At 73.5% G+C, this 18,878-nt stretch carries 17 protein-coding genes; 5 read left to right on the forward strand and 12 right to left on the reverse strand.

Annotation, left to right across the window (positions count from 1 at the left end; genetic code table 11):
* Window positions 1–19 precede the first annotated feature (19 nt).
* The gene (locus FVE25_RS07300) at window positions 20–1,231 is read left to right on the forward strand and encodes a hypothetical protein (protein ID WP_157245676.1); all 1,212 of its coding nucleotides are present in this window, start codon (window positions 20–22) and stop codon (window positions 1,229–1,231) included.
* Here FVE25_RS07300 and FVE25_RS07305 read toward each other — a convergent pair.
* From FVE25_RS07305 to FVE25_RS07325, 5 genes are all read right to left on the reverse strand, one after another.
* Window positions 1,221–1,619 (reverse strand): RrF2 family transcriptional regulator, encoded by a 399-nt coding sequence (locus FVE25_RS07305; RefSeq protein WP_181019494.1) that lies wholly within the window; start codon window positions 1,617–1,619, stop codon window positions 1,221–1,223. The genes FVE25_RS07300 and FVE25_RS07305 overlap by 11 nt on opposite strands.
* Window positions 1,619–2,545, reverse strand: a complete 927-nt coding sequence (locus FVE25_RS07310; protein WP_157245677.1) for a sulfite exporter TauE/SafE family protein — start codon at window positions 2,543–2,545, stop codon at window positions 1,619–1,621. Before FVE25_RS07310 ends, FVE25_RS07305 begins: the two co-directional genes overlap by 1 nt.
* A 99-nt stretch (window positions 2,546–2,644) precedes the next feature.
* Window positions 2,645–3,241: a dihydrofolate reductase family protein gene (locus FVE25_RS07315; protein WP_157245678.1), complete on the reverse strand. Its 597-nt coding sequence runs from the start codon at window positions 3,239–3,241 to the stop codon at window positions 2,645–2,647.
* 9 nt (window positions 3,242–3,250) lie between these two features.
* Window positions 3,251–4,477, reverse strand: coding sequence for an acetyl-CoA acetyltransferase (locus tag FVE25_RS07320; RefSeq protein WP_157245679.1), 1,227 nt, complete (start codon window positions 4,475–4,477; stop codon window positions 3,251–3,253).
* Window positions 4,474–5,979: a class I adenylate-forming enzyme family protein gene (locus tag FVE25_RS07325; RefSeq protein ID WP_157245680.1), complete on the reverse strand. Its 1,506-nt coding sequence runs from the start codon at window positions 5,977–5,979 to the stop codon at window positions 4,474–4,476. Before FVE25_RS07325 ends, FVE25_RS07320 begins: the two co-directional genes overlap by 4 nt.
* Window positions 5,980–6,083: 104 nt before the next feature.
* On the opposite strand from FVE25_RS07325, the gene FVE25_RS07330 reads away from it, so the two are divergent.
* From FVE25_RS07330 to FVE25_RS07340, 3 genes are read left to right on the forward strand one after another with little or no spacing between them, the layout of a single operon-like run.
* Window positions 6,084–7,517: a carotenoid oxygenase family protein gene (locus tag FVE25_RS07330; protein ID WP_157245681.1), complete on the forward strand. Its 1,434-nt coding sequence runs from the start codon at window positions 6,084–6,086 to the stop codon at window positions 7,515–7,517.
* Complete coding sequence (locus FVE25_RS07335; RefSeq protein WP_157245682.1) at window positions 7,514–8,620, forward strand: acetyl-CoA C-acyltransferase; 1,107 nt, start codon at window positions 7,514–7,516, stop codon at window positions 8,618–8,620. The genes FVE25_RS07330 and FVE25_RS07335 overlap by 4 nt, the downstream gene beginning before the upstream one ends.
* Window positions 8,617–9,573 (forward strand): LLM class F420-dependent oxidoreductase, encoded by a 957-nt coding sequence (locus FVE25_RS07340; protein ID WP_157245683.1) that lies wholly within the window; start codon window positions 8,617–8,619, stop codon window positions 9,571–9,573. Before FVE25_RS07335 ends, FVE25_RS07340 begins: the two co-directional genes overlap by 4 nt.
* Here FVE25_RS07340 and FVE25_RS07345 read toward each other — a convergent pair.
* From FVE25_RS07345 to FVE25_RS07355, 3 genes are read right to left on the reverse strand one after another with little or no spacing between them, the layout of a single operon-like run.
* The gene (locus FVE25_RS07345) at window positions 9,560–10,324 is read right to left on the reverse strand and encodes a hypothetical protein (protein WP_157245684.1); all 765 of its coding nucleotides are present in this window, start codon (window positions 10,322–10,324) and stop codon (window positions 9,560–9,562) included. The two genes, FVE25_RS07340 and FVE25_RS07345, sit on opposite strands and share 14 nt — an antisense overlap.
* 25 nt (window positions 10,325–10,349) lie before the next feature.
* Window positions 10,350–11,273, reverse strand: a complete 924-nt coding sequence (locus FVE25_RS07350; protein WP_157245685.1) for a winged helix-turn-helix transcriptional regulator — start codon at window positions 11,271–11,273, stop codon at window positions 10,350–10,352.
* A gap of 27 nt (window positions 11,274–11,300) precedes the next feature.
* Window positions 11,301–12,845: an ABC-F family ATP-binding cassette domain-containing protein gene (locus FVE25_RS07355; RefSeq protein ID WP_157245686.1), complete on the reverse strand. Its 1,545-nt coding sequence runs from the start codon at window positions 12,843–12,845 to the stop codon at window positions 11,301–11,303.
* 53 nt (window positions 12,846–12,898) lie between these two features.
* Here FVE25_RS07355 and FVE25_RS07360 point away from each other — a divergent pair, with 53 nt between their 5' ends.
* On the forward strand, window positions 12,899–13,507 hold the full coding sequence (locus FVE25_RS07360; RefSeq protein ID WP_219825372.1) for a TetR/AcrR family transcriptional regulator C-terminal domain-containing protein: 609 nt from the start codon (window positions 12,899–12,901) through the stop codon (window positions 13,505–13,507).
* On the opposite strand, the gene FVE25_RS07365 is transcribed toward FVE25_RS07360, so the two are convergent.
* The 4 genes from FVE25_RS07365 to FVE25_RS07380 are packed head-to-tail and all read right to left on the reverse strand — an operon-like array spanning window position 13,494 to window position 18,873.
* Entirely contained in the window at window positions 13,494–13,673 is a 180-nt protein-coding gene (locus tag FVE25_RS07365; protein WP_157245687.1) for a ferredoxin, read from the reverse strand. The two genes, FVE25_RS07360 and FVE25_RS07365, sit on opposite strands and share 14 nt — an antisense overlap.
* Window positions 13,667–14,815 (reverse strand): cytochrome P450, encoded by a 1,149-nt coding sequence (locus FVE25_RS07370; protein ID WP_157245688.1) that lies wholly within the window; start codon window positions 14,813–14,815, stop codon window positions 13,667–13,669. Before FVE25_RS07370 ends, FVE25_RS07365 begins: the two co-directional genes overlap by 7 nt.
* A 3-nt stretch (window positions 14,816–14,818) precedes the next feature.
* On the reverse strand, window positions 14,819–17,857 hold the full coding sequence (locus FVE25_RS07375) for an ATP-binding protein (protein ID WP_157245689.1): 3,039 nt from the start codon (window positions 17,855–17,857) through the stop codon (window positions 14,819–14,821).
* Between the two features lie 35 nt (window positions 17,858–17,892).
* Window positions 17,893–18,873, reverse strand: coding sequence for an ArsR/SmtB family transcription factor (locus tag FVE25_RS07380; protein WP_157245690.1), 981 nt, complete (start codon window positions 18,871–18,873; stop codon window positions 17,893–17,895).
* Between the last annotated feature and the right edge of the window lie 5 nt (window positions 18,874–18,878).

Consider the following 18,878-nt stretch of genomic DNA (forward strand, 5'->3'; position numbering starts at 1 on the left):
ATGGCGGGATTGCGGGGAAGTGTGGAAGATTGCCCGGCGCGGCATCCCGAAGCCGGTCGAGGAGCCGACCCTGAAGAAGGTCCCGCGCGACGGGTACGCCGACGTCGACGAGGCGGGCATCGCCGACCCCGCGCCGCTGGTCGAGAAGGGGGCCGCCACGCCGCGCAGGTACGCGGGGGCGCAGGTGGTCAACGCCCGCGCGCTGCTGCCCGTGGCCGCGCTCGGCAAGGCGGGGCTCCGCCTTCAGCCCAACCCGCTGCCCGGCGTGGTCAAGCGCAACTACTTCGACGGCCGGGGCACCGGGCCGGTGGACAGGGCCAGCGACCTGTTCCTGGCCTCGACGCCGCCCAACGCCTGCCAGTACGTCGTACGGCCGCGCGGCTCGGTGGACGTCGAGGTCTACCAGCCGGCCTACGCCAACCCGGGCGCCATGCGCTACGAGTTCAGCGATTGGAAGCCCCGGGCGCCCATCGGACGGGTGAGGGTGACCGGCCGCGACAAGGGTGACAGCTTCACGCTGCGCCTGGGCAACGTGCCGGCGGTCGTCCGCGCGAACCTGCCCGGCCGGGCGAAGGCGATCCGGCCCCTGCTCCGGACCGTGGCCGCCAACCTGGAGGCGGGCCGCGCCGGGCTGCCCGGGCTCGGCTTCTCCAGCCCCCTGATGCCCGCCGCGCCGGTGTTCGCCTGCCGGTTGTACGGCCCGGAGGAGTTCCGGTCGGTGTACGGCAAGGCGGCTTCGCCGTACGTGGAGGAGGAGATCGGCACGGCGGTCGGCGTGATCGACTACAGCATCGGCACGGCGATCGCGGACAGGCGCGAGTACGCCTACACGGGCACCACGTGCCGCCGGGTGACGATCCAGGAGGACGCCTACGACCAGCTCGTGCTGAAGCTGGAGGTGGACAGCTACCAGTCGCCCAAGGCGCCCGAGCACGCCATGGCCTTCGGGGCGGGGGTGGACGGCGGGCGGCCGGTGGCGGGGGTGGGCGCGGGCGCGTACTGCGTGACGCGCAAGTACGCCAGGTCGGCGGGGGCGCTGGTGTTCCGCCAGGGGAGGTTCCTGGCGACGCTGACGATGTACGCGACCAAGCAGGTGTCCGCCGTGAACGCCCAGGCCAGCTGTGCCAGGCTCGCGCCGGTGGCCCGGAAAGTGGCCGGGCGGCTGCGCTTAACGGGGCCGCCTAACGGGGCCGGTGACCGGGGCCGGCCGGGTGGGCGGGTCAGCCGGTGATGGGTCTGAGGTCGCGGTCGATGACCTGGGCGAGGGTGATGTCGCGCAGCAGGGCGTTCTCGTGGGCGTGGAGCAGGGCCCAGACCTCGGCCAGGGGGGCGGCGGCGCCGGGGAAGTCGTCCAGGGGCGGTTCGATGCCCTCGGTCACCTCGATCACGTCGGCCAGCGAGATCTTCTCGGCGGGGCGGGCCAGGCGGTAGCCGCCCTCCGGGCCGCGCTGGCTGTGGATCAGGCCGGCGCGGCGCAGGTGCAGGAGGATGTTGTCGCAGAAGCGCCGGGGGATGTGCTGCTCGGCGGCGATCTCACCGGCGTGCAGCATCATCCCGTCGGCGGCTGCCAGGGCGACCATGGCGCGCAGGGCGTAGTGGGTGCGGGCGGAGATTCGCATCAGGCGGCGGGGGTCGGCTCCTGCTCGGCGGCGGAGAGAGGCTTGAGTTCTGCTTCGAGCGCCTTGTCCCGGCGCCAGGCGCGCACCGAGTAGACGATGGCGGCGGCCCAGACGACGGCGACCACGACGTAGGTGAGGCTCTGGACGGTCGCCGAGGCGGCGATCCAGTCGCTGCGCAGCAGGGTGCGGACGTTCGTGAAGATGATCATGCCGCCGACGGCCGAGCCCAGGATGCGCGGCGGGATGTGGCGGACCAGCCAGGCGGCGATGGGCGCGGCGATCACGCCGCCGAGCAGCAGCACGCCGACCCAGGCGAAGTCGATCTTCTCGGAGCCGATGCCGATGAGGAATCCGGCGCTGGCGGCGACGGCGACGAGGAACTCGCCGGCGTCCACCGAGCCGATCACCTTGCGGGGCGGGATCCTGCCGCTGGCCAGGAGGGCGGGGGTGCCGACCGGGCCCCATCCGCCGCCGCCGGTGGCGTCGACGAAGCCGGCGACCAGTCCGAGCGGGGCCAGGAAGCGCTTGCGCAGCGGCTTGCCCAGGTTCTCGCGCGGCAGGCCGGCGACGGTGAAGCGGATGAGGACGTAGGCGCCGAGCGTGAGGAGGATGAGCGACATGACGGGCGCGGCGCTCTCGGTGGACAGGCTCGACAGGAAGGTCGCCCCGGCGAAGGCGCCGATCGCGCCCGGGATGCCGATCTTGGCGACGACCTTCCAGTCGACGTTGTTGAAGCGCCAGTGGGAAACGCCGGAGGCCAGCGTGGTGCCGATCTCGGCGAGGTGGATGGTGGCGGAGGCTGCTGCCGGGTTGGTGCCCACCGCCAGCAGCAACGTGGTGGAGGTGACGCCGTAGGCCATGCCCAGGCTGCCGTCGACGAGCTGGGCGGCGAAGCCGACCAAGGCCAGCAGTATGAGCGCTCGCACCGCATCCCCTTTCCCGCTTTTCCTACTTTATGCGTAGGAATAATCATGAATGCTGATCGATGCGAGGTCAAGTACCGGAGCGAGCGAAACGTACCGAGGTCAGTGGTTGACCCGGTAGGTGACGTGGGTGACCAGGTCCGTGCCCGAGACGGCGACGGGCTCCAGGCCCGGGTCGCCCACTCCGGCGAACAACCGCTCCCCCGCGCCCAGGATCACCGGCGCGATGTGCAGGCGGACCTCGTCGAGCAGCCCGGCCGCCAGATACTGGTTGACCGTGTGCGCGCCCCCGGCGACGGCCACGTCCCGCTCCCCGGCGGCCGCCCGCGCCCGCGCCAGGGCGGACTCGATGCCGTCGGTGACGAACGTGAACGTGGTCCCGCCCTTCATGGTGATCGGCGCCCGGGCGTGGTGGCTGAGGACGAAGACCGGCGCGTGGTACGGCGGCTCCTCGCCCCACCAGCCGCTCCACTCCAGGTCCCAGGCGCCGCGGCCGGGGCCGAACATGTTGCGGCCCATGATGAAGGCCCCGGCATCGGTGATCTTGGCCAGCGCCTCGGCGTGCTGCTCCGCCTGCTCGAACATCCAGCGGTGCAGCCGCGGCTCGGCGCCCTCGCCGATCGGGTTCTCCAGGCTCTGGTTCGGCCCGGCGGCGAACCCGTCGACGGAGATGGACATGTCGGTGGTGACCTTGCTCATCTGATTCTCCTATCCCGCTGTTTGCCCCCTAGTCGGAGCCACCACCGCGTTCTCGACACGGTCCCGGGAAGAAGTCACGGCGAACATCGCGACCGTGGTGCAGCTGCCGCCGATGTTGAGCGTCAGCGCGGTGCGCGCCCCCTCCACCTGGCACTCCCCCGCCGTCCCCGCCACCTGGCGGGCGGCGTCGAGCAGCATGCGCACCCCCGTGGCCCCGACCGGGTGCCCGAGCCCGATCAGCCCTCCGGACGGGTTGACCGGAAGCCGCCCGCCTGGCTCGATCGTGCCGGACTCGATCGCCTCCCACGACCTGCCGGGCGCGGTCAGCCCGAGGTGGTCCAGGGCGACGTACTCGGTGATCGTGAAGCAGTCGTGGGTCTCGATCACGTCCACGTCCCCGGGCCCGCCGAGTCCGGCGCGCGCGTAGGTGTCGAGGGCGGCCCGCCGCAGGTGCGGGAAGAGGTACGGCTCCCGCCCGGCCAGCTTCGTCTCCAGGAGCATCGGGGCGGTCCGGTGCCCCCAGCCGGAGATGGCCGGGCCGGGCCCGCCGTACCGGCTGGAGGCGAGGACGACGGCGGCGGCGCCGTCGGTGATGCGGCCGCAGTCGTACGTGCGCAGGCGGCCCGCGACGACCGGGTTGAGGGTGTCGTCGGCGCCGAAGCAGCCCTCGGGGAAGCTCCACGCCCGCGTCTGGGCCAGCGGGTTGCGCAGGGCGTTGCCGTGGTTGATCTCGGCGATGCGGGCCAGGTGCTCGTGGGCCAGGCCGTACCTGCGGTCCACTTCGTCGGCGATCTCGGCGAACAACGCGGGCCAGGGGAAGTCGGCGCCCTGCGCCTCGCGCCCGGCCCAGGCGGCGCAGCCGAGGTGCCCGGCGGCCTCCTTGGCGCCGACGTTGCGCATCAGCTCGACGCCGGCGACGAGCGCGACGTCGTAGCGCCCGGCTTCCAGGTCGGCCATGGCGGCGAGGATCGCCATGGACCCGGAGGCGCACGCGGCCTCGTGGCGCGAGGCGGGAAGCATGGCCCAGGCGGGGTCGAGGGTGGCGATCATGCCGCCGAGGTGGGCCTGACCGGCGAACAGCTCGCCCGCCAGGTTGCCGACGTGCGCGACCTGGACGTCCCGGGCGGGCACGCCGGCGTCCTCCAGCGCGCCGAGCGACGCCTCCTCGAGCATGGCGAACAGGCTCGAGCCGGTGCGGGCGAAGTCGGTCTGGTAGCCGCCCAGGATGCGGATCACAGCTTCAGCTCCCTTTTCAGGATCTTCCCGACGGGGTTGCGGGGCAGCGCCTCGACGACCTCCAGGCGTTCGGGCAGCTTGTAGGAGGCGATGCCCTTGTCCCGCAGGAAGGCGACGACCGACTCCAGCGTGATCGCGCCCTTGGGCACGACGACCGCGCAGACCTTCTCGCCGAGCACCTCGTCGGGGTACCCGGCCACCGCCACCTCGGCCACGGACGGGTGCCCGGCCAGGAGCGCCTCCAGCTCGGCGGGGGCGATGTTCATGCCGCCGCGGATGACGAGGTCCTTGGCCCGGTCCACGTAGCGCAGGTACTGGCCGTGCTCTCCGGCCAGCTCGAACAGGTCGCCGGTCCTGAGGTAGCCGTCCTCGTCGAAGGGGTCGGCGGCGGCGGTGCCCGGCAGGTATCCGGCGAAGACCGTGGGGCCGCTGATGCGCAGCTCGCCGGGGACGCCGGGTTCGGTGATCTCCTCGCCGCCGTGGGCGACGAGCTTGGTGCGCACGCGGTCGAGCAGGGCGGGCGCGCCCGGGGCGCCGGGGCGGGGGAAGTAGCGGGCGCGGATCTCCGGGTCGGGCATGTGCTCGGGGTCCGACAGCAGCGTGATGCCCTCGTTGGAGCCGAAGAAGTTGATGATGGCGATGCCGTGCCGCTCCTGCCAGCCGCGGACCATGGACGGCGGCAGCGGCGCCGAGCCGGAGCCGATCCTGGTGAGCGAGGGCGGGATGGGCACCTCCTTGTGCAGCAGGAGCGTGAGGAGGGCGGGCGGGGCGAGGGTGTAGGTGACGTTCTCGGCGGCGATCTGGCCGAGGTAGGTGGGCAGGTCGAAGGGGTGGTGCTGGACCAGCACCGCTCCGGAGCGCAGCCACGGCAGGAAGACGCCGCCGATCCCGGCCATGTTGACCATGGGGAACGGGTTGAGGATGACGTCGTCGCGGGTGAGGGCGGGCGCGGCGGTGCACAGCTCCTCGACCGCGAGCCAGTCGTGGTGGCAGCGCGGGACGCCTTTGGGGGTGGCCTCGGTGCCGGAGGTCCAGCAGATGGTGACGCGGTCGCCGGGATCGGCCCGGTACGGCGGGGCGGGCGCGGCCGTGGCCGTCCCGAGGTCGCCGGGCCAGGTCAGCACGGGGGTGCCCGCGGGCGCCCGCGACTCACGCCCCGAGACGAGCAGCTTGGCGCCCGACAGCGGCAGGAGCAGGCCCAGCTCGTACGCGCGGTACTGCACGGGGAAGGGCGTCACCACCGCCCCGAGGCGCAGGATCGCCAGGAAGGTGACGGCCAGCTCGACGCTGTTGGGCAGCTGGACGGCCGCCACGTCGCCGGGCCCGATCCCGTGGGCGTGCAGCACGCCCGCCGTCCTGGAGATCTCGGCGTCGAGCTGTGCCCAGGTCAGCCGCTTGACCGGGCCGTCGAGGTGGTCTGCCTTGTTGGCCGGGTCCACGATGGCGAGGTCGCCGGGGCGGGTGTCAACGTGGGTCCTGAGGAGCTGGCCGATATGCGTCATCGCGACTCCTAGAGGGGGATGGCCGCAACACTACGAAAGCAGAAGTCAGGTCGTCAACGGCCCGGGTGTTGACTGCCTGACTTCGCCTATCGTAGTTTCCAGGCATGGCCGAACGTGTCGTGATCATGGACGAGTCGGGCGAGCGCAACCCCTACCTGCTGGGCCTCTACGCGCCCGTCCACGACGAGATCACCGCCGGCGAGCTGACGGTGATCGGGCGCATCCCCGCCGACCTCAACGGCGTCTACCTCCGCAACGGGCCCAACGCCCGCTTCCCGATGAAGGGCCGCTACCACTGGTTCGACGGCGACGGCATGGTGCACGCCATGCACTTCGAGAACGGCCGCGCCCGTTACCGCAACCGCTGGGTGCGCACCCGGGCCTTCGACGCCGAGTCCGCCGCCGGGCGGGCGCTGTGGAGCGGCGTCATGGAGAGCCCCAAGGCCAACCCCTTCGGCAACGCCCGCGGCCTGCCGTTCAAGGACACGGCCAACACCGACCTGATCTTCCACCGGGGGCGGGTGCTGGCCTCCTGGTACCTGTGCGGCTCGCCGTACCGGCTGGACCCGCTGTCGCTGGAGACGCTCGGCGCCGAAACCTTCCTCGGCACGCTCAACGGCGACTTCATGGCCCATCCCAAGGTGGACGAGCGGACCGGGGAGCTGTTCTGGTTCGACTACGGGCCGCGCCCGCCGTACCTGCGCTACGGGGTGGTCGGCGCCTCGGGGCGGGTCGAGCACTGCGTGGAGCTGGACCTGCCCGGGGCCCGGCTGCCGCACGACATGGCCATCACCGAGAACCACGCGATCCTCATGGACCTGCCGCTCTACCAGGACCCGGACGCGGCGCGGCAGGGGCGCTACAAGCTCACCTTCAACAGGGAGCTGCCCGCCCGCTTCGGCGTGATCCCGCGCCGGGGGCACGAGGCGCGCTGGTTCGAGGCCAGGCCCTGCTACATCTACCACGTCGTCAACGCCTGGGAGGAGGGCGAGGAGATCGTCATGGACGTCTGCCGGGTCTCGCGCCCGGCGCCGGCGGGCAACGGCTCGCCGCTGTCGCGGATGATCTCCTACCTCAAGCTCGACGCCCGCATGTACCGCTACCGCTTCGACCTGCGCACCGGGGCCACCTCCGAGGCGTACGTGGACGCCGGTCACAACACCGAGTTCCCCTCGATCGACGCCCGCGCCACCGGGTACCGCACCCGCTACGCCTACAACGTCTCCGTGGCCGACGCCGAGACCAACCTCTTCGACGGCCTGGTCCGCTACGACAACGTCACCGGAAGCAAGGAGACCTACCGCTACGGCCCCGGCGTCTACGGCAGCGAGGCCCCCTTCGCCCCCCGCGACGGCTCCACCGGCGAGGACGACGGCTACCTCGTCAGCTTCGTCACCGACGAGCGCGAGGACCGCTCCGAGGTGCAGATCCTGGACGCCTCCCGGATCGCCGACGGCCCGGTCGCCCGCGTGCTGCTGCCGCAGCGGGTGCCGCTCGGCTTCCACGCCACCTGGGTGCGCGCGGAGCAGCTGCGATGACCGGCGTCTACGTCTACGACTGCGTCAGGACCCCGCGCGGCAAGGCCCGCCCCGGCGGCGGCCTGGCCGGCGTCACCCCGCTGGCCATGCTCGAAACCCTGCTCGGCGCGCTCGGGCGGCGCACCGGGCTGAGCGGGGCCGACGACCTCATCGTCGGCTGCGCCACCCAGCACGCCGAGCAGGGCGGCAACCTCGCCCGCACCGCCGCCCTCACCACCGGCTTCGACGCGCCCGGCATGACGCTCAACCGCTACTGCGCCTCCGGCATCGACGCCGTGCGCACCGCCGCCGCGCTGGTCGCCACCGGGGCCCGCGCGGTGGTCGCGGGCGGGGTGGAGTCGGTCTCGCGGGTGCCGATGTTCTCCGACCGCGGCCCGCTGTGGTCGCTGCCCGCCGGTTCCCTGCACATGGGTGTGGCCGCCGACGCCGTCGCCACGGCCGAGGGCTTCTCGCGCGAGGAGCTCGACAGGTACGGCCTGCGTACCCAGACCCTCGCCGCCGAAGCCTGGGCCGCAGGCCGCTACACCCGCTTCCTCGTCCCGCTGAACGGCCTCGGCCACGACGAGCACGTACGGCCCGGCCTCACCCTGCAGGCGCTGGCCGCCCTCGAACCCGCCTTCCCCGAAGGACACCCGCTCGTCCCCGGGGTCCGGCACCTGCACACGCGGGGCACCTCGCCCAGCCTGTGCGACGCCGCCGGTCTGGTCCTCGTCGGCAGCGGCCTCCCCCTGGAACCGCTGGCCCGCGTCGCCGGGAGCGCGACCGCCGCCGCCGACCCGGTCACCATGCTCACCGCCGGGCAGGCGGCCGTGGAGAAGGTCCTGGCGCAGGCCGGGCTGAGCGCCGCGGACGTGGAGGTGTACGAGTTCGCCGAGGCGTTCGCGGCGCTGTGCCTGAAGTTCCAGCGCGATCTCGGGGTCGGCGACGACCGCTTCAACGTCAACGGCGGCACCATCGCCATGGGCCACGCCTTCGGCGCCACCGGGGCGCTGCTCGTCGCCGCCTGCGCCGGGGAGATGCACCGGCGCGGCGCGCGCTACGGGGTGGCCGCGGTCAGCGGTGCCGCCGGGTCGGGGTCGGCGATCCTCCTGGAGCGGCCATGAGGCTCAGCGTGTCGCTCGGGCTGTGGCAGGACCGGCCCGCCGAGGAGGCCCTGGACACCGCGCGGGCCGCCGACGACCTGGGCTACCCCGAGCTCTGGGTGGGGGAGATGGCCACGTATGACGCCTTCGCGCTGGCCACGGCGATCGGCGCGGCCACCCGGCGGATCGGGCTGACCGTGGGGCCGCTGGCGGTAGCCGTACGGGATCCGATGACGATCGCGATGGGGGCGGCCTCCGTGGCCGCGCTCACCGGACGGCGGGTGGACGTGGCCGTGGGGACCTCCAGCCCGCTCGTCGTGGAGGGCTGGCACGGGCGCCCGCGCGCCCGCCCGGCCCGCGCGCTGCGTGAGGCGGTCACCGCGTTGCGTCCGCTGCTCGACGGCGAGCGGTCGGCGTTCACCGGGGAGTGCCTGGCGAGCAACGGCTACCGGCTGCGGCTGCCCGCGCCGCGCTCGCGGCTGACGGTGGCGGCGTTCGGCGCGGCGGCCGTGCGCGCCGCGGCGGGGGCCGGCCGGATGGTGCTCAACCTGGTCACCCCCGCCTCCGCCGCCCGCCTGGCCGGCGCGGTGCGCGCGCTGAATCCCGAGGTCACCGTGGCCGCCTGGGTCATCGCCGCCGTGGACCCCGATCGCGAGGCCCTGGAGCGGATCCGGCGGGCCGTCACCGGCTATCTCGCCGCGCCCGGTTACGGGGAGATGTTCGCCGAGGCCGGGTTCGGCGAGGTGGTCGCGTTCGCCCGGACCGGGCCGCATCCCCGCGACCTGCTCGCCGCGGTGCCGGACGAGCTGGCCGCCTCGGTCTCGCTGCTCGGCGACGCCGCCGCGGTCCGGGCGCGGCTGGCCGCCTACGCGGCGGCGGGGGTGGACGAGGTCGCGCTGGTGCCCGTCAGCACCGATCGCGACCCCGCCGGCGCCGCCACGCTCAAGGCGCTCGGCCCTGCTACTTGGTCGTGACCGTCGACGGGTCCGGCGCCTTGATCGACACCTTCTTGCCCCAGCCGGTGAAGGCGCTGACCACGGTGACCGTCTCGTCGTCGAAGCCGGGCTGCCCGGTGACCCTGTCCGCGGGCATGGTGCTGCTCACCTTGCTCACCACGCCCGCGGACGTGACGGTGATCCTGTAGGTGAGCTGGGTCTCGTCGCGGCCGATCTGGCTCGTGCCGGAGAACCACGGCGAGATCTTGGCGAGCTCCCGGAGCGTGACCGTGCCGGTGTAGGCGCCGCCGGCCTGCTCGGCCCGCTTGAGGAGGGCGGCCAGCGTGGCGGGCTCGGCCGGGTTGATCGGCTGGCCGTACCTGCCGTAGACGCCGCCCTTGAGGAACGTGGCCCTGGTCTTCACCCAGGACTTGCCCTTCGGCAGCTCCCCCGCCCACAGCCCGCCGCCGACGTAGATGTCCTTGCCGATGCTGATCACCCGCTCGGGCTTGCGGTCGTCCTTCAGCCGCAGCGTCGGGGAGATCGGCTTGGTGGTCAGGTCGGAGGCGGCGACGCTCTTCCTGCCGAGCGCGAAGGCGCCCTTACGGCTCACCAGGTCCACCTGGGAGCCGTCGTCGGTCACCGTCGCGGTCTCGGTGAAGCGCACGCCCGCACCGGGCTTCACCAGGGACTTGAGGACCCCGACCGGGTCCTTGGGCGCCGCCTGCGCGGGCAGCGCGCCCGCGAGCACCACGCCGGCGGCCGCGACGGCCGTGATCGTCTTCTTCATGGGTGCGCATCATGCCGGAGGGAGATCACCGCGAGATCTCGCCGTCGTGCGGGACGAAGCGGATGCCGGTGCGGCCGATGACCTCGCCGCAGGAGCGGCAGCGCAGGCAGGGGCGGAAGGCCGTGCCGCAGGCGCGGTGCGTGATGCGCAGGCCGGTGCCGGGCGGGCCGGCGTACCAGCGCTGCGCCCAGTCCACGAGGAAGGCGAAGATGCCGAAGAAGTCCAGGCCCTTGTCCGTCAGCCGGTAGCGGGGGCGGGCCCCCGGCTCCTCGACCGCCAGCACGTCCAGTTCGGTGAAGCGGCGCAGCCGGTCGGCCAGCACCGACGGGGCCACGCCCAGCTCGGCCTGGAAGTCGGCGAAGCGGCGCAGCCCCAGGAAGGCGGCGGCCAGGATGACCGTGCTCCACCGGTCCCCCAGGACCTCGAAGGTCTCCGGCAGGTAGGACAGCGGGTCGCCGGTCTCGGGCCGGACGGTCCTGCGGTGCAGGCGCGGCACGGTGACCTGGGCGAAGGTGGCCGCGCCGCGCACGGTCCCGGTGTCGCGGGCGGTCACCGGCGCGGCGGCGCAGCTCGCGCAGCCCAGGTGCACGTCCGTGCGCTTGCCGCAGGCGTCGTGGACGAGTTCGGGCAGCCCGTGCCGGCGCGGCACCCAGCGCCGTTCCCACGACCAGATCTCCACCAGCAGCGGCCACAGCTCGATCGCCTGCTCGCTCAGCAGGTACTCGGTCCTGGTCCGCCCCTGCTCCCGGTACGGCGAGGGCCGCAGCAGCCCGCCGGCCACCATCTCCTTGAGCCGGTTGGCCAGCACCGACTCCGACATCCCGAGCTCGTCACGCCAGTCGGCGAAGCGCCGGACGTGCCGGAGGAAGGCGCGCTGCAGGATGAGCAGCGTCCACTGGTCGCTGATCGCCAGCAGCGCCTGCCCGATCGCGCTGGGCCGCTCCGCCATCCCCGCTCCTTACTTCGATAGCAAAAGCTATCCAATCACCGAGCCGTCCCGGGTGACGACCAGGTGGCGGTCGAAGCCGGCGGCGAACCAGCGGTCGTGGGTGACGGCCAGCACCGTGCCCGTGTAGGCGGCCAGGCCGCTCTGCAGGGCCTCGGCGCTGGGCAGGTCGAGGTTGTCGGTGGGCTCGTCCAGCAGGAGCAGGGTCGCCCCCGACAACTCCAGCAGCAGGATCTGCAGCCTGGCCTGCTGGCCGCCGGACAGGGTCACGAACCTCTGGGCCCCGGCGGGGGCCAGCTCGTAACGGGCCAGGGCCGCCATCGCCTCGTTGCGCTCCAGCCCGTGCCTGGACATGATCAGCTCGGCGATCGGGTGACCGTGCAGGTCGGGACGCAGATGGGTCTGGGCGAACCAGCCCGGGCGCACCCGGGCCCCCAGGGCGAAGCCGCCGGTGTGCTCGATCGGCTCACCGGCCAGCAGGCGCAGCAGGTGGGATTTGCCGGTGCCGTTCTCGCCGAGGATCGCGACGCGCTCGCCGTACCAGATCTCGGTGCTGAAGGGCCGCAGCAGGCCGGGCAGGCCGAGCTCGCGCACGGTGAGAGCGCGTTTGCCGGTGCGCCCGCCGCGCAGGCGCATGCGGAGGTTCTGCTCCTTGGGCGGGCGCTCGGGCGGACCGGCCTCCTCGAAGCGGGCCAGCCTGGACTCCGCCGCCTGAAAGGCGCCGGACAGCGCGTCGTTGCGCGTGGCGCGCTGGCGCAGCGTGTGAACGGCGGCGCGCAGGCGGGCCCGCTCGTCCTCCCACTGGCGGCGGCGCTCGCCGAGCCGGGCGGTACGCTCCCGGCGGGCCTCGGCGTATCCGGCATAGCCCCCGCCGTGGATCCAGACGCCGCGTGCCTCCACGGTGATGATGCGGGTGGCCACCTCGGCGAGCAGGCCGCGATCGTGGGAGACCAGCAGGACGGTCTTGGACGAGGCGCGCAGCTCGGCCTCCAGCCAGTTCTTGCCGGGCAGGTCGAGGTAGTTGTCGGGTTCGTCCAGCAGCAGCACGCCGTCGGGGCCGCGCAGCAGCGCGTGGAGCATCAGGCGCTTCTGCTCGCCGCCGGACAGCGTGCTCACGTCGCGCTCACGCGTCTCCAGGTACGGCAGGCCGAACGCGGCCGTGGTGCACACGTCCCAGACGACCTCCATCTCATAGCCTCCGGCGTCGGCGTAGTCGCTCAGCGCCTGGGCGTAGGCCAGCTGGCTGGGCTCGTCGTCGGCCAGGGCGGCTTCGGCCCTGCGCAAGCGTCCCGCCGCCTCCCTGACCCGTGCCGGGGCGACCGCGAGCAGCAGGCCGGCCACGCTGCCCCGGCCCAGGAACTGGCGCATCACCCCGATCCCGCCCGCGGAGCGCACGCGGCCCGCGGACGGGGTCAGCTCGCCGGCGACGAGGCGCAGCAGCGTGGTCTTGCCGGCGCCGTTCGGGCCGACCAGGGCGGCCTTGGCGCCCGCGCCGACCTTGAAGGAGACCGCGGTGAGGAGCGGCCGGCCGTCGGGCAGCACGTAGGACAGCTCGTTGACCTCGATATGGCTCACTATTCTATTACTAGACCATCGATCCGGTTGCCGTACAGCGTATTATCGGCCGGGTGAGCGACGAGAGCGTGTGGCTGCGACCCCACAAGCCGCCCCGCCGGGTGCTGACCCGCGAGCGGATCGTGGCCGAGGCCCTGGCCCTGCTGGACGAGGAGGGCATCGAGCGGCTGACCATGCGCCGCCTGGCCGAGCGGCTGGGCACCGGCTCCACCACCCTGTACTGGCACGTCAAGACCAAGGACGACGTGCTCGACCTGGCACTGGACGCCGTCTTCGGCGAGGCCGGGCCGCCCGGGGACGGCGGCTGGCGGGCCAGAGCCGAGCACCTGGTCACCGCTTGGCGGGCGGCGATGCTGCGGCACCCGTGGTCGATCACCCTGCTCGACCGGCCCATGATGGGGCCGAACGCGCTCAGCCGTACCGACTTCCTCTACCGGACGCTGGAGGAGGCGGGGCTGCCCGACGTGGGCGCCGCGGCCTACAGCCTGTCCACGTTCGTGATCGGCTCGGTGACCATGCAGGCCCGCGAGCGGACGGCCGACCTCACCGAGCACCTGCGCCCGTACCCGGCGCTGGCCAGGCACGGGCTCGGGCACGACTGGGACGCCACGTTCGCCCGCGGGCTGGGCTACCTGCTCGACGGCATGGCTAGCGCAACGTGATGGCCCGCGAGGGGCAGCCCTTGACCGCGTTGCGCACCGCCGGGCCGTCGGCCTGCTCCAGGAGGACGACGCGGCCGTCCTCCTCGTCATGGCCGAACACCGCCGGCGCCCACGTCGCGCACTGGCCGGAGGAGACGCATCGCTCACGGTCCACGACGATCACCATGTGACCTCCATCCTGTACACGCCGTAGATGAACATGTCGTCGCGCGTCGGCACCTCCTCCATCGGTACGGCCAGCCGCAATCCGGGCAGGCGGTTCAGCAGCGCCGGGTAGGCGATCTCCATCTCCAGCCTGGCCAGGTTCTGCCCCAGGCACTGGTGCGGGCCGAAGCCGAAGGCCAGGTGGTGGGTGCGGGGCCGGGTGACGTCGAAGGTGTCGGGATCCTCGCACAGCACCGGGTCGCGGTTGGCGGCGGCGATGGTGACCACGGCGAAGTCCCCCTCGGGGATGGTCACGTCACCCAGCGTGATGTCCTCGGAGGCACGGCGGAACAGGCCGGTGTCCACCACGGACAGATACCGCAGCATCTCGTCCACCGCGGTCTTCACGACCTCGGGGTCGTCGCGCACCAGCGCGAGCTGGTCGGGGCGCTCCAGCAGCAGCAGGGTGCCCAGGCCCAGCATGTTCGCGGTGGTCTCGTGCCCGGCGATCAGCAGCAGCACGGCCGCGCCGGCCAGCTCCTCGTCGGACAGGTCGGTGTCGAGCAGGTCGTCCAGCAGCCCATCGCCCGGCTGGGCGCGCTTGGCGGCGATGAGCCCGAAGAGGTACGCACCGATCTCCGCATCCGCCTGCTCCAGCTCGGCCCGGGTGGTGTCGGCGTGGAGGAACTTGGCGCTGTATTCCTGGAAGTGCTTGCGGTCGGAGTACGGCACGCCGAGCAGCTCGCAGATGACCAGCGAGGGCACCGGGAGCGCGAAGTGCTCGACCAGGTCCACCGGTCTCGGCTGCTTCTCCAGGTGATCGAGCTGGTCGGCGACGATCTGCTCGATCCTGGGACGCAGCCGGTTCATGCGCTGCAGGGTGAAGCGGCCGGTGAGCAGGCGCCGGATCCTCGTGTGCCGGGGCGCGTCCATCTGGATGAACATCCCCGGAGGCGCGTCTGACTTGTGCAGCGGCGTCCCCGCGAAGCCCCCGTTGACCTCGGAGCTGAACCGGGTCTCGGCGAGCATCTGGCGGGCCAGGTCGTACTTGGCGACGTACCATGCCTCGTCGTCGGTCTGGACGCGCACCTTGCCGATCGGCTCGTCGGCGGCGCCGTCCGGCGGCGAGAAGGGACAAGAGCGGGCGGTCGGAAGCGATCTCATACCTCAACGCTGCGGGACGGCGCTGACGGCGCCCGCACGCGGCGCTGACATGAGCGCGGCGATCCCCTCGCGGTCCAGCCCCGCCCCCCGCGCCCTGGCCCGCTCGAAGGCGGCGTCACCCAGCAGGCGCCGCACCGCGGCGTCCACCTCGGCGGCCTCGTGCCGCGGGATCCCCCGCAGCGCGCCCGCGGCCCCCAGCAGCTCGGCGGCCCGATCGGCGGCGCCCGCGCGCAGGGCCAGCTCCGCCATCGCCTCGACCGCCCCCGCGGCGACCGGCACGTCCAGGCTGCACTCCATGAGGCCGAACGACTCGCGCAGCAAACCCTCGTCGCCGGTGACGAGCCCGAGCCCGATGAGGATGCGGCCGCGCAGGTCCTCCTCACCCACCCACAGCAGGCTCCCGCACCCGGCCAGCGCCCGCTCGTACAGCTCGACGGCCAGCGCGTCGTCGCTCTCGATCCTGGCCACCTCGGCCAGCGCGTAGGTCGCCATGGACTCCATCTCGACGGAGTTCCTGACCCGCGCCAGCTCGACCGCCCGCCGCAGGTCCGTCTTGGCGCCCGCGATGTCACCGGCCCGCGCCCGCGCCACTCCGCGCTGGGCCAGGACCGGCCCGGTGTCCTCCGGCACGCCGAAGGCCGCCGACAGCGCCATCGCCTCCTCCGTGAGCTTCAGCTCGGCGGCGTTGTCACCACGCCAGCCGGCGATCTCCGCCAGTTGCAGCAGGCACTGCGCGGCGCCCCAGCGGTCTCCGGCCAGCCGGAAGGCGGTCAGCGCGGCACGCAGGTCCCGGTCGGCCTGGGCGACCTGGCCGCCCGTGCCGAGCCGTACCAGGGCCGCGACCAGATGGGCGAAGCCGCGCGACCACGGCTCGGCGCTCGTGGCGCCGGTCCGCAGCGCGGGCAGCAGCGCGGCGAAGTCGCCCTCCGCGATCGCGGTGAAAGGGCGCACCATCTGGATCATCGGGTAGTCCGGCACCGGCCCGAGCCCTTCGGCCAGCTTCTCGGCCCGGATCATCAACGGGCCCAGCCCAGAGCGCGGGTTGCCGGTGGAGGCCAGGTGCAGCACGGCCATCAGGAAGTGCTCGGCGCGTTCCTCGGCGCCGGGCAGTGCCACGGCCGCGGCGGCGAGCTGGGAGGAGTCGTCGGCCATCCCGCGCATCCACCAGTACAGCCACAACGAGGCGGCCATCCGCACGGCCAGCTCCGTGTGCTCCCTGCCGATCGCCCAGCGCAGCGCCGCGTGCAGGTTGTCGTGCTCGGCCGCGAGCTCGGCCAGCGCGTGCACCTGCCGGTGGCTGCGCAGGGCAGGCTCGGCGGCCGCGGCCAGGGCGGCGAAGTACGTGGCGTGGGCCTGCCGTACCGTGTCTTCCTCCTCGGGCTCGAGCCGCTCGGCGCAGAAGGCGCGGACGGTCTCCAGCATCCGGTAGCGGCCGTGGCCGGCGTGCACGAGCGACTTGTCCACCAGGGCGGCCATCAGCGCGGGCGTGGCGCCGCAGATCTGCTCGGCGGCCTTCAGCGTGGCGCCCGACGGGAAAGCCGACAGCCGGGCGGCCAGGCGCTGCTCGTCCTGCGCCAGCAGCTCCCAGCTCCAGGCGACCACGGCGCGCAGTGTCCGGTGGCGCTCCTCGGTGCCGCGGTGGCCGGAGGCCAGCAGGTCGAAGCGGCCGTGGAGGCGGGTTTCCAGCCGCTCGGCGAGGTCGTCGGCCGTCAGGGCGCGCAGCCTGGCGGCGGCCAGCTCGATGGCCAGCGGCAACCCGTCCAGGGAACGGCACACGCGCACCACGGCCTCGGTCGGGACGAAGTGCGGGTCCGCGGCGCGGGCACGGTCCACGAGCAGGCTGACGGCGGGACTGGTCAGCGCCTCGGGCAGCCCGGCGCCCTCGACGGGCAGCGCCAGCGGGCGGACCGGGAGCGTGACCTCGCCATCCACGCCCAGCGGCTCACGGCTGGTGGCCAGCACACGGGTGGCCGGCGCGGCGGCCAGGATCCGCGCGGCGAGGGCGGCGCACTCCTCGATCAGGTGCTCGCAGTTGTCCAGGACCAGCAGCAGCGGCGTGGCCGGCAGCGCCTGCAGCGGGTCGCCGCCCAGGCGATCACTGCCGCCGAGGGCGCGGCGCACCGCCTGCCGCGCCCCGTCCGCCGGGGCCAGCTCGACGAAGCAGACCGCCTCCCCTTCCCCTGCCACCGCCTCGGCCGCCAGCCGGGTCTTGCCCGAGCCGCCCGGCCCGATCAGCGTCACCAGCCGGTGCTCTTTCAGCAGCCGGCGCAGGTCCGTCAGTTCCTCCTCCCGGCCGACGAAGCTGCTCACCGGCCGCGGCGGCCCCGGCATCGCGGTCATCGGCCGCCGCGCGTGCTCGCCGCGCAGCACCGCCACGTGCAGCCGGCGCAACTCGGGCGACGGGCTGGTGCCCAGCGCCTCGGCCAGCAGCCCGCGGTACTCCTCGTAACACTCCAGCGCCTCGACGTGCCGCCCGGTCGCTGCCAGCGCGCGGATCAGCAGCGCGCGCGGCCGCTCGCGCAGCGGGTCCCCGGCCGCCAGGGCGCGCAGTTCCTCGATCGGGCGCGCCGGGTCCGCTTTGAGCTCCAGCTCGGCCTCGATCCGGTTCTCCACCGCGTCGGCGCGCAGCCTGGCCAGGCGCTCACGCTGCGCCTCGAGGCCGGGCAGGTCGGCCAGCGCCTCTTCGCCGCGCCACAACGCCAGCGCCTCGCCCAGCAGCCGCACCGCCTCAGGGGTACGGCCGGCCCGCCGCCCCTCGGCGACCAGGCGGGCGAAGCGGTGGGCGTCGACCTCCTCGGGGTCCACGGCCAGGCGGTAGCCGGTGTCGACCCGCTCCACCGGCGCGAGCTTGCGCAGCCGGGAGACCTGCGACTGCAGCGCGTTGGGGGCGCCGCCGCCCCCGCCGTACACGATCTCGCGCAGTCGCTCGGCGGAAACGGGACGGCCGGACTCCAGCAGCAGGGCCGCGAGCAGTGCGCGCAGGCCGTTGCCGTGCACCGGTTCGCCGGCCACCTCGGTGGTGCCCAGGATGCGGTAGCGCATGCCTCAATTCTGGCCGAGCGGGCGGCCGGGTGCGGTTAGAGGGGCTGGCGTTGCCGCTTCAGCAGGGCCGATCCGAGGGGGCTGAGCGTGTGCAGCATCGTGTTGCCGGTGCGGCGGCTGACGATCAGGCCCGCGTCGCGCAGGATGCCGGTGTGGTGGCTGATCGTCGCCGGGGCCACGCCGAGGCACTGGGCCAGCTCGGTCGTCGTGCATCCCTCCCGCAGGACCCGCAGCACCGCCGCCCTGGTCTCGCCGAGCAGGCGCTCCAGCGCCGGGGCGCCGGGCGGGGCGGCCGGCGGGTGCTCCACCGGGTAGACGATGACCTGCGGCAAGGCGGCGGAGAAGATGGTCATCGGGTGGAAGTGGCAGAAATAGGAGGGGATCAGCACCAGCCCCCGCCCCTCCAGGTGCACGTCCCTGCCGGACGGGTGCGCGGGCAGGGTGAGCACCGGGTCGTTCCAGAGCATCATCGGCCGGAAGCTCTCCAGCAGCCCGCCGGCGCCGCCCTCCCGCAACGCCCGCCTGCGATGCGCCAGGTCACTCTCCACGCAGGCGCGCACCGCCTCCCAGAAGGGCGCCAGCGAGACCCGGTGGTACTCGCGCAGCGTCCCGGCCAGCTCCTTCATCGCCCCCGCACGCCCCGCCGCCAGATCCCCCAGCCACGCCCCCGCGCCCGGCGCCTTGCCGAGGGCGCCGAACTCCTCGCGTAATCGGCGGCCCGGCATCGACAGGATCGCCTCCAGCCCCTCCTCCAGGCCGAGCGCGCCCTCGGGCGGGGTGAGCAGGTCGGGGAAGTAGGCCGCGTCCGGGGCGACCGGGAACAGCCTCGTGCGCACCCGGTGCCCGAGGTCGCTCCGGCCCAGGTCGTGGCCCGCCTGCCGGCGCCAGGCGCGGAAGACGGCCTTGCCGTACCCGGTCTGAAGCGCCTGGAGGCTGTTGACCATCTCCCACATGACGTCCGGGCCTTCGGCCAGATGAGTGCGGGCCAGATCGCCCCGCGTGAAGTGAATGCGCACCCGGC

The sequence above is a fragment of the Nonomuraea typhae genome, from assembly GCF_009760925.1.
Classification (GTDB): Bacteria; Actinomycetota; Actinomycetes; order Streptosporangiales; family Streptosporangiaceae; genus Nonomuraea; species Nonomuraea typhae.